We start from the raw sequence: 9,089 nt of genomic DNA on the forward strand, positions 1-9,089 counted from the left end.
TCCCTGGTCGAGGAGCTGCGGATACGCGGCGTAGGCTTGCAGGTGCTGACCGGCCAGGGCGCTTCTATCGACACGACGCGGCCGGAAGGCCGCATGATCTTCGGCATCATGGCCTCGATGGCGGAGTACGAGCGGGAGCTGATCCGCGAGCGGACCCGCGCCGGCATGCTGGCGGCGAAGCGGCGCGGGGTCAGGATCGGCCGGCCGCAGAAGCTCACCCTCGACCAGATACGCAAGGCGGCGGCGCTGGCGCGCTCGGGCGAGAAGATAGCCGTCATCGCCAGGACGATGAATGTCAGCGCCTCGACGGTGACCCGCTCCATCGAGCGGGTTTTCCCCGTTATCCCTGAACCGGCTTCCCTTCCGGTCTGAGCGGGTTCCTCTTCATTCTTTCCTCGTCACCCTGACCCGCTCATCCGCATCGTACCGATCCTCCCCTTCCTCCCGATAGACCTCCTGCTTCTCCAGCGGTTCGCCGCGCAGATCGGCGAGCAGCGTCTCATAGAGGCTGCGGCTGGAGAGCGGGCTGCGGTCGCGGAAATCCACGTCGCCGTCGGCGCGCTTGCGGCTTTCCTCGCGGCCGCGCAACACGGCCATGGTGTGCAGGTAGCGGAGCTGGAACAGGGTGCGCGGATGCATCCGGCGCTCGCCCTTGACGCCGATGCGGTCATAGACGAAGCGGATCAGGTCGATGTGATGCCGCATGGCGTCCAGATACTCCGCGCCGAAGTCGCCCTCGCTGTCGAGCGCGTCCAGCGGGCAGGAGCGGCAGCCGCGCTCCTCGCGCAGCCCTTGCGCGTAATTGGATTGGCAGGCGCGGTCGTAATAGCAGTTGGCCAGGGTGCTAACGAATCCGCGCAGGCCGGCCTCGATGGCGCGGTCGTCCCACAAGGCCAGGGTGCCGTCCGGACGGGTCCAGGGATAATAGCGCGGGCGCAGCAGTCTCGGTCGCAGCGAGAGCAGGATCGTCCGGCAGGTGCGCGCGCTCATGCCGGTCTGCTCGGCGATATACTCCAGCGGATGGACCAGGACGAAGCCCTTCAACAGCTCCTGGATCGCCGAATCCTCCGCCCTGGCGAAGGGAGCCAGCCTGCCCGTCATTCCGTCCCCCTATCGTTTGTCTCGCCTATCTTTCCCGATCCCGCCCCCGGATAAAATCCTTTCGGCATTCCTTTGGCGGAATTCCGCGCCTTCGGCGCTTCCCGCCGCAGAACGCGCATAGCGGGCGCGCGCGGCGGGTTCCCAGCGATTGACGCCGAGGGCATCCTTTTAAAAGTCGATCCTTCCTTCGATGCGCTTTTTTTGACGCGGGACTCCGTTCCCGCCGCGCCTGAAGGAGGCTTCCATGCAGATCGACCCCAAGGCCCATCTCTGGCTCACCCGTATCGTCATCGCGCTTGCCGTGGCCGCCATGCTGTGGAGCTGCTCCATGCTGGTGGCGGGCTTCACCGTGTCGGGCCAGCTCGACAGCGCGGCCAATCCGCTGGGCCGCGCGGCCGCCTATCTGGCGGCGCTCGCCGTCACCGGGGCGACGGCGGTGTTCTATTACGTGCTCGGCCATGCGCTGCGGGTCCGGCGCTGGATGCTGCAACTCTGCTTTTCTATCGTGCTGCTGCTGACCCTGTTCGCCTCGCTGACGCAAGGCTTCATGGTGGTGGACGCCGCGCTGGGGGAGTCTTTCGTAAAGGAGACCGAGGCGAAGATCGCCGCCGCCTGGCGGCAGGCGGTGCGGATCGACACTGAGCTGACCGGCTTCTATGGCAGCCAGATCGAGCATTACCGTCTCCGCATGCGCGAGGAGAACCCGACCGGCCAGGGGCCGCGCTACCGGGCGGCCGAGGATGCCTTCAACAGCCTTCGCGCGACCTATGGCGGGACGCTCGGCCGGGCCTTGCCGCCGCCGGAGCGCGGCGTGTCCCTGACGGCGGACCTCGCCGCCGTCGGCGACGCCGTGCCGGCGCTGCGCGCCAAGGCGGAGGTGATGAGCCGCTTCACCGCGCAGCTCGGCGTGCAGGCCCCGAACGTCGAGCGCCTGATCCAGGCGCTGGAAGCCTCCCTGGCGGAGATTGACAGCGTTGGCTGGCTCGACCGGCGCACGCTGGTCTATCGCCAGGTGGTCGCCAAGACGAGCGAGATGATCACCAGTGTCGGCCTGGCCGATCTCGGCTTCACGCTGAACATGCTGCTGGCCTTCATCCCGGACCTGATCCAGGTGCTGTGCACCTGCCTGCTGGTCTTCCTCGGCCGCAGGCCGGCGGAGTCCCTGCCGTCGCCTTCCCCCGCGCCCGAAGCCGACTGGACCCCGGCCGATACGGCCTGGGGCGAGCAGGTCGGCCCAGTGGCGCATTGATCGCGCATTGATGTGAAGGAGAATGGCGATGCTCGACCTCCTCGACGACATCCCGCGCGGTGCGCCCAAGCGTGGCGGGCGGGAGACGCGGCTCGAAGACCATATCGGTCCGCGCGCGCAGTTCCGCGATCCCGACGGCATTGTGGCGTCGGCCGGCCTGCGGCGCGGCTCGAACAAGATCCATCTCGGCGTGGTCGGCGGTCGGATCGAGAGCCGCACCCTGCCCGACGGGCGGGTCGAGCGTCATGTGATGGATGGCCACGGCATCGGCTCGGGCGATGACCGGCATATCGTCACCATCGCCGGCAGCCGCTCCGGCAAGGGGCGCTGCGTCATCGTGCCGACGCTGCTCGACTATGAGGGCAGCGTGCTCGCCACCGACCCCAAGGGCGAGCTGTTCTCCATTACGGCGGAGCGCCGCGCGCTGGGCCTGGGCCAGCGCGTGGTCGGCCTCGATCCCTTCCGCGTCGCCGGCGCGCATGTGGATCGCTGGCGCGGCGGGTTCAACCCGATGAGCATTCTCGATCCTGAGTGCCCGACGCTGATCGAGGATGCCGGTCTGATCGCCGATGCGCTGGTCATCGCCAGCGGCAAGGATGTGCATTGGGACGACAGCGCCCGGCACTGGATCGAGGCGCTGATCCTGCATGTCGCAACCGACCCCGCCTATGAAGAGATGCGGAGCCTAGTCACGGTCTACAGGCTGCTCATGCGCGGCGCGGATGAGGGCGACCGCTCCGGCTATGCCGCCCTGGAGCGGCAGATGCTGGCCAATGAGGAAGCCGACGGCGCGGTGCAGGAAGGGGCCGCCGCCTTCTTCGACAAGCCGGAAGACGAGCGCGGCTCGGTGCTCTCGACCGCAAGGCGGCATCTGCGCTTTCTCGCCTATCGCTCAATCCAGGAGGCGGTCAGCACCCATTCCATTGATCTGGAATCCCTCAAGCGCGAACCGACGACGCTTTATCTCTGTCTGCCGGCGATGCGGCTCGGCACGTGCAGCCGCTGGTTCCGGCTGTTCGTGAACCTCGCCCTGGCGGCGATGGAGCGGGAGCGCAGCCGGCCAACTATCCCCGTGCTGCTGTGCCTGGACGAGTTCCCGGTCATGGGTCATCTCAAGACGGTGGAGGACGCCGCCGGGCAGATCGCCGGCTTCGGCGTGCGGCTCTGGCCGGTGCTTCAGGATTTAACCCAGCTGAAGGCGCTCTATGCCGAGCGCTGGGAGACCTTCCTCGGCAATGCCGGCACGCTGCAATTCTTCGGCAATAACGACGCCTTCACCCTGGAGTGGATATCCAAGCGCCTGGGCAAGACCTCGCTGGCCCTTATCCGCCGGGGCGAAGTCTCGCCGGACGGGCGCGAGCGCCAGGGGCTGACCGGCGAGAGCTGGTCGGTCGAGGTGCAGGAGCTGATGACGCTGGAAGAGGTCGCCCGCTACTTCGGCCGCGACGACCGGCTGGCCCGCCAGCTCGTCATCCGCGCGGGCGACGATCCGCTGATCCTCCAGCGCGTCAATTACGACACCCATTCATTCTTCGAGGGGAAGTTCCATGCCGGTAACTGACGCGGAGCCTGATGTCCGCCGCCTGGAGCGGCGCTATCTCTCGCCGTCCTGGCTCTATGTGCTGGACGATCTCTACCCGCTGGCGCTGTGGGCGGTGCGGATACTCTTTTACGGAGCCTGGCTCTGGTGCTTCTACCGGCTGGACCGTCTGCCGGAGACGCTGTTCCTCCTGGCCCTGGGCGTCGGGCTGGCGAACATCGTCGCCCACACGCTGGCGGGGCCGCTGCTGCGGCGCTGGGGCCTGTCGGCCCTGCGGCCGCATGGCGACCGGCTGCTGGCGGAGTTCCGTCCCGGCCTGTTCCGCATCCACATCGGCGATGCGTGGCGGGCCTTCGACGCCACGGCACCGCATGGCTTCCTCATGCGCGAGCACCCCTTGCGGATCGACGAGGCCCGTGCGGAGGAGCGCGCCCGCACCCTGGGCTATGGCCAGCAATCGGATCACTTCCGGCGTGGCTACGAGATCGTGCTCGATATGGGACCGCACCGCATTCCGCTGGCCGATGTGGCCTTCGAGGAGGAGGCCCGGACCCTGGTGCGGCTGCTCCAGGAGCACGATGCCCATGCGCGCGGCACCGAGGGCACGCGTCAACTCGGCGCGGCGGGGGCGGCCCCGCTCGGCAGCCGGCCCAGCCTGGATTGAACGCCTGGATCAGGAGGAAGCACCGATGAGCCTGCTCTACATAAAATCCACACCCCAGCAGACCGCGCAGATGCTGTTCGCCGCCTTCTTTCTGGCGGTGGGCTGGCGCATCGCCAGCGGCGGCGACACGCTCGGCCACTGCGCCTTCGCGCTGATCTTCGGCATCGCCGCCGCAATCCGGCTCAATGAGGCGCACACCAGATGGCGGGCGATCCGCACGCCGCGCCCCTTCTCGCCGGTGCCGCCGCTCTGGGCGGTGGTGATCCTCGGCGTGCTGCTCTTCGCCTGGGCCGCCGGCACCCCGCATCTGCGCCTGCCCGGCTGCGTCTATGTCGGCTGGAACGGGGCGGTCCCAGCGGCGGAAAGCGCCCCGCCCGGCGGGTGCAGCCTGATCCGCTTCCTGCCGCTGCCGGAGTGAAGAGAATTCGGATGTATGCGAGGGCGCACAGGGGCGCTTACGCTCCAGTAATAGGAAAATATTCACAGCTTTTTCTTGCGTCGCAGCAAGGATTATCGTACAAATGTTCTCTATATGTTCTGTTGCGACAAGAGAAAGGCGGCAGGGTAACGACGAACGACAGAAACGAAGGAGACCGGCATGAGCGACATCGAGAATGACAACATAGGTGGGGAACTCCTGCCGCCTCCCGTTATCACCGTCGATTATGATCTTTATGCGCATTACCTCGAAGAGTCCGACCTCAGCGAGGATCAGAAACGGGAATTTCTGCAAGCGCTGTGGAACCTCGTCGTCTCATTCGTCTCGCTGGGTTTTGGCGTTCATCCTGCGCAGCAGGTCGAAATTGCCTGTGGGAAACTCTTTAAATCATCGAGCAAGCCCTTACGCGCAGAGTCGGATAGGCGACAATGCGAAGATCAACATAGAATAAAAATATTGGCGAATGGCGCTGACCCGGAAGCGGGGAAGCGCAAGGAAGGAAGCGATTCATGCAAGTAATTGGAAAGAATGATCGGCTGGAAAGCCGGGCAATAATATACTGTCGAGTGTCGAGTAAAAAACAATCGAACGAGGCTTCCGGCCTGGACAGCCAGGAGTTTCGGTGCCGCCAATACGCGGAGAGTCAAGGGTACAGCGTCGAAGCCGTATTCCCCGACGATGTGTCGGGCGGTGGCGACTTTATGAAGCGCGCCGGTATGGTGTCGCTCCTGCGCTATCTCGATAAGCAGGCCGGCAAGAGGTACGTCGTTATTTTTGACGACCTTAAACGCTTCGCCAGAGATACGGAATTCCACATCCGGCTGCGCCGTGAGCTTCAACTGCGCAACGCGTCCGTCGAGTGCCTGAATTTCCGGTTCGAGGACACGCCCGAGGGCAAGTTCGTCGAAACGGTGTTCGCGGCTCAAGGTCAGCTCGAACGCGAGCAGAATGCCCGCCAGGTCCGGCAGAAAATGAAGGCCCGCGTCGAACAGGGGTTTTGGGTGTTCCGCGCGCCCGTGGGCTATACCTACGTCAAATCATCGCGCGGCGGGAAGGAACTCATTCGGGACGAGCCGCTTGCGACAATCGTGCAAGATGCGCTTGAGGGCTATGCGACGGGGCGGTTTTCTTCACAAACCGAGGTGAAGAGATATCTGGAATCCCAGCCATTGTTCCCCAAAGACCTGCCAAACGGAGAAATCCGCCATCAAACCGTGCTGCGGCTGATGCAAAAGGTGGTGTACGCCGGATATGTCAGCGTGCCGAAATGGGGTGTGTCCTTGCGCAAGGGCCAGCATGAGCCGCTGATCAGCCTTGAGGTATTCCAGCGGATCGAACAGCGCCTGAACGAAGGCGTCTATGCTCCCATGCGCAAGGATATCAAAGAGGACTTTCCGCTGCGCGGCGCGGTCGCCTGTGGCGATTGTGGCACCCCTCTCACCGCCGGATGGTGCACGGGCAAATACAAGAAGTACCCGTATTATTTCTGCCGCAAGCGTGGATGTGGCGCGTATGCAAAGGTAATTGCGCGCGGCAAGATCGAGGGCGAGTTTCTGAACCTCCTGTCTCGGCTTCAGCCCGCGCCCATGCTGGCAGAGATCGTCACCGCCATGTTCCGCGACTCCTGGAACCAGCAGCTCGACCAGACGGCCGCGAGGTCGGCGGCGCTCAAGCAGGCGTCGCTGGATGCCGAGCGGAAGATCGAGGAAATGATCGAGCGCATCGTGGAAACGTCCAACCCGCGTGTCATCGCCGCTTACGAAAGGCGGATTGACGAGCTGGACCGGGAAAAGCTGCTGTTACAGGAGAGGGCCGGGGTATCGGCTCAACCGCGCGGCACCTTCGACGAACTATTTAAACTCGCCATCGGCTTTCTATCAAACCCCTGTGACATCTGGAATTCCGACCGTCTGGACTTGCAAAGAACGGTGCTCAAATTGGTCTTTTCCGAGCATCTGTCATATGATCGGAACAAAGGATTTAAAACACCAAAAACCACCTTGCCGTTCAAGATGTTAGAGGCTGTTTCAGGGGTGGAAAATGGAATGGTGCTGCGAGAGAGGATTGAACTCTCGACCTCTCCCTTACCAAGGGAGTGCTCTACCACTGAGCTACCGCAGCATATCGGGGCGTCGAGGGCGAATGCCCGGCCTGTCGCGGCAGGCCGCCCGAAGCGCGGCGGAACATGCCACAGAGGGCAGGGGCATGCAAGCAATGATGACGGAAAATTTTACGCCTCGCTACAAGGCGGGGAACGCCGCCGCCCGTGGCTCAGAACCAGCGCAGATCGAGCGGAAAGGCCTCATCCATATGGCGGTCGATCTGGCGGCAGAACAGCTTTAACATCGGGATCGCGACAAGCGCCGTGATTGCGGCGCTGAGAGCAATTGTGCTGAGAACGGCCATGGATGATCTCCCCTGAAACTGCGCGCACTATAGGGAGAAGCTGTGACGCCGGCGTGACTGCCGCGTGACGGCATGATGACCGTTTCACGGTCGTATCGAGGCATTGTAACAGGAGCGATCCGGCGGATGGATGACAAGGCTGAGAGGCTGGCCCAGGCGCTGCGCCAGAACCTGCTGAAGCGCAAGCAGCAGGCCCGCGGCCGCAATACCCAGGAGCCGGCGAGCACAGCGACTGAAGAGGATGCGGGCAGCCGTAAAAAAGCCATCGATCCGGCCGATGACTCGGTTGCCGGTTGAGGGCGCGGGCGGCCTCGGCTAAACACGGTTTCACCCGGCGCATCGCCGATTTCCCGACAGACGCCGAAAACACGAGAGACCTTCATGGACAAGATCCGCATTCGCGGCGGTCGCCCGCTTCAGGGGCGCATCCAGATCAGCGGCGCGAAGAATGCCGGCCTGCCGCTGATGGCGGCATCCCTGCTGACCGACAAGACGCTTACCTTGTCCAACCTGCCCGACCTGGCCGACATCGCCACCATGGAGAAGCTGCTGGAGCAGCATGGCGCCACCGCCGAGGTGGAGGGCGAGAACGGCACCCGCACCATGCGCCTCACCGCCGGGCGGATCAGCAGCACAACCGCGCCTTATGACCTCGTGCGCAAGATGCGCGCCTCCGTACTGGTGCTGGGGCCGATCCTGGCGCGCTGCGGCGAGGCGCGGGTGTCGCTGCCCGGCGGCTGCGCCATCGGCAACCGGCCGGTCGATCTGCATGTGAAGGGCTTGACCGCGCTGGGGGCGGAGATATCGCTGGAGGAGGGCTATATCCACGCCAAGGCGCCCAAGGGGCTGAAGGGCGGGCATTTCGTCTTCCCGCAGGTGTCCGTCGGCGCCACCGAGAATCTGATGATGGCGGCCAGCCTGGCCGAGGGCGAGACCGTGCTGGTCAACGCCGCCCGCGAGCCGGAGGTGAACGATCTGGCCCATTGCCTGGTCGCCATGGGCGCGAAGATCGAGGGCATCGGCACGGATACGCTGCGCATCCAGGGCGTGGCCGCGCTGCATGGCGCGGAGCATCGCGTGGTCGCCGACCGCATCGAGGCCGGCACCTACGCCATCGCCGCCGCGATGACCGATGGCGACCTGACGCTGACCGGCGTGTGCCCGACCCTGCTGGAGGCGCTGCTGAAGCTGCTGGGCGAGGCCGGGGCGAAGATCGAGACCTTCGAGGATGGCCTGCGGGTCAGCCGCGCCAATGGCGTGATGATGGGCGTCGACGTGATGACCGAGCCCTATCCCGGCTTCCCGACCGATCTGCAGGCGCAGATCATGGCGCTGATGACCACCTCCAAGGGGGCGGCCATGATCACCGAGACGATCTTCGAGAATCGCTTCATGCATGTGCCGGAGCTGTGCCGCATGGGGGCGAACATCAATGTCCACCATTCCTCGGCGATGATTCGCGGGGTGGAGAAGCTGAAGGGCGCGCCGGTCATGGCGACCGATCTGCGCGCCTCCGTCTCCATGGTGCTGGCCGGGCTGGCGGCGGAGGGCGAAACGGTCATCAACCGGGTCTATCACCTGGATCGCGGCTATGAGCGCCTGGAGGCCAAGCTGGCCGCCTGCGGCGCGGATATCGAAAGGCTGCGCGGGGAGTAGGGGGCAGGACTGCCGCCGTCTCGAAGCATCGGGC

The 9,089-nt window shown here is 64.8% G+C and carries 11 protein-coding genes, 1 tRNA gene and 1 pseudogene; 9 read left to right on the top strand and 4 right to left on the bottom strand.

From position 1 onward, the window contains the following. Window positions 1–372, top strand: a 372-nt coding sequence (locus tag AUP43_RS02795) for a recombinase family protein (RefSeq protein WP_157089203.1), incomplete at its 5' end; no start/stop codon positions are given. Window positions 373–384: 12 nt separating this feature from the next. Here AUP43_RS02795 and AUP43_RS02800 read toward each other — a convergent pair. Next, on the bottom strand, window positions 385–1,101 hold the full coding sequence (locus tag AUP43_RS02800; protein ID WP_067552374.1) for a hypothetical protein: 717 nt from the start codon (window positions 1,099–1,101) through the stop codon (window positions 385–387). Between the two features lie 244 nt (window positions 1,102–1,345). Between AUP43_RS02800 and AUP43_RS02805 the strand changes: the two genes are divergently transcribed. From AUP43_RS02805 to AUP43_RS19670, 6 genes and pseudogenes are all read left to right on the top strand, one after another. Next, complete coding sequence (locus tag AUP43_RS02805; protein ID WP_067552377.1) at window positions 1,346–2,350, top strand: hypothetical protein; 1,005 nt, start codon at window positions 1,346–1,348, stop codon at window positions 2,348–2,350. Window positions 2,351–2,378: 28 nt separating this feature from the next. Continuing rightward, window positions 2,379–3,911: a type IV secretory system conjugative DNA transfer family protein gene (locus tag AUP43_RS02810; RefSeq protein WP_067552380.1), complete on the top strand. Its 1,533-nt coding sequence runs from the start codon at window positions 2,379–2,381 to the stop codon at window positions 3,909–3,911. After that, on the top strand, window positions 3,898–4,554 hold the full coding sequence (locus tag AUP43_RS02815; RefSeq protein WP_157089204.1) for a hypothetical protein: 657 nt from the start codon (window positions 3,898–3,900) through the stop codon (window positions 4,552–4,554). Before AUP43_RS02810 ends, AUP43_RS02815 begins: the two co-directional genes overlap by 14 nt. 25 nt (window positions 4,555–4,579) lie before the next feature. Continuing rightward, window positions 4,580–4,972: a hypothetical protein gene (locus tag AUP43_RS02820; protein ID WP_067552386.1), complete on the top strand. Its 393-nt coding sequence runs from the start codon at window positions 4,580–4,582 to the stop codon at window positions 4,970–4,972. 180 nt (window positions 4,973–5,152) lie between these two features. Continuing rightward, a complete protein-coding gene (locus AUP43_RS02825) occupies window positions 5,153–5,512 on the top strand; it encodes a hypothetical protein (protein ID WP_067552389.1) in 360 nt (119 codons plus the stop codon). Continuing rightward, window positions 5,503–6,543 (top strand): annotated as a pseudogene (locus AUP43_RS19670) (recombinase family protein); the annotation flags it as partial. The gene AUP43_RS02825 and the pseudogene AUP43_RS19670, both read left to right, overlap by 10 nt. A 23-nt stretch (window positions 6,544–6,566) precedes the next feature. Here the strand turns inward: AUP43_RS19670 and AUP43_RS18895 are convergent. From AUP43_RS18895 to AUP43_RS19540, 3 genes are all read right to left on the bottom strand, one after another. Continuing rightward, window positions 6,567–6,716, bottom strand: coding sequence for a hypothetical protein (locus AUP43_RS18895; protein WP_157089205.1), 150 nt, complete (start codon window positions 6,714–6,716; stop codon window positions 6,567–6,569). Window positions 6,717–7,039: 323 nt separating this feature from the next. Continuing rightward, window positions 7,040–7,114, bottom strand: a tRNA-Thr gene (locus AUP43_RS02830). A 150-nt stretch (window positions 7,115–7,264) separates the two neighbouring features. After that, window positions 7,265–7,399 (bottom strand): hypothetical protein, encoded by a 135-nt coding sequence (locus tag AUP43_RS19540; RefSeq protein WP_269746855.1) that lies wholly within the window; start codon window positions 7,397–7,399, stop codon window positions 7,265–7,267. 126 nt (window positions 7,400–7,525) lie between these two features. On the opposite strand from AUP43_RS19540, the gene AUP43_RS18900 reads away from it, so the two are divergent. Then, on the top strand, window positions 7,526–7,696 hold the full coding sequence (locus AUP43_RS18900) for a hypothetical protein (protein ID WP_157089206.1): 171 nt from the start codon (window positions 7,526–7,528) through the stop codon (window positions 7,694–7,696). 84 nt (window positions 7,697–7,780) lie between these two features. Then, a complete protein-coding gene (murA, locus tag AUP43_RS02835; RefSeq protein WP_067552393.1) occupies window positions 7,781–9,055 on the top strand; it encodes a UDP-N-acetylglucosamine 1-carboxyvinyltransferase in 1,275 nt (424 codons plus the stop codon). The last annotated feature ends 34 nt before the right edge of the window (window positions 9,056–9,089 follow it).

Origin of the sequence: Oceanibaculum pacificum (assembly GCF_001618175.1) — a bacterium.
Lineage (GTDB): Bacteria > Pseudomonadota > Alphaproteobacteria > Oceanibaculales > Oceanibaculaceae > Oceanibaculum > Oceanibaculum pacificum.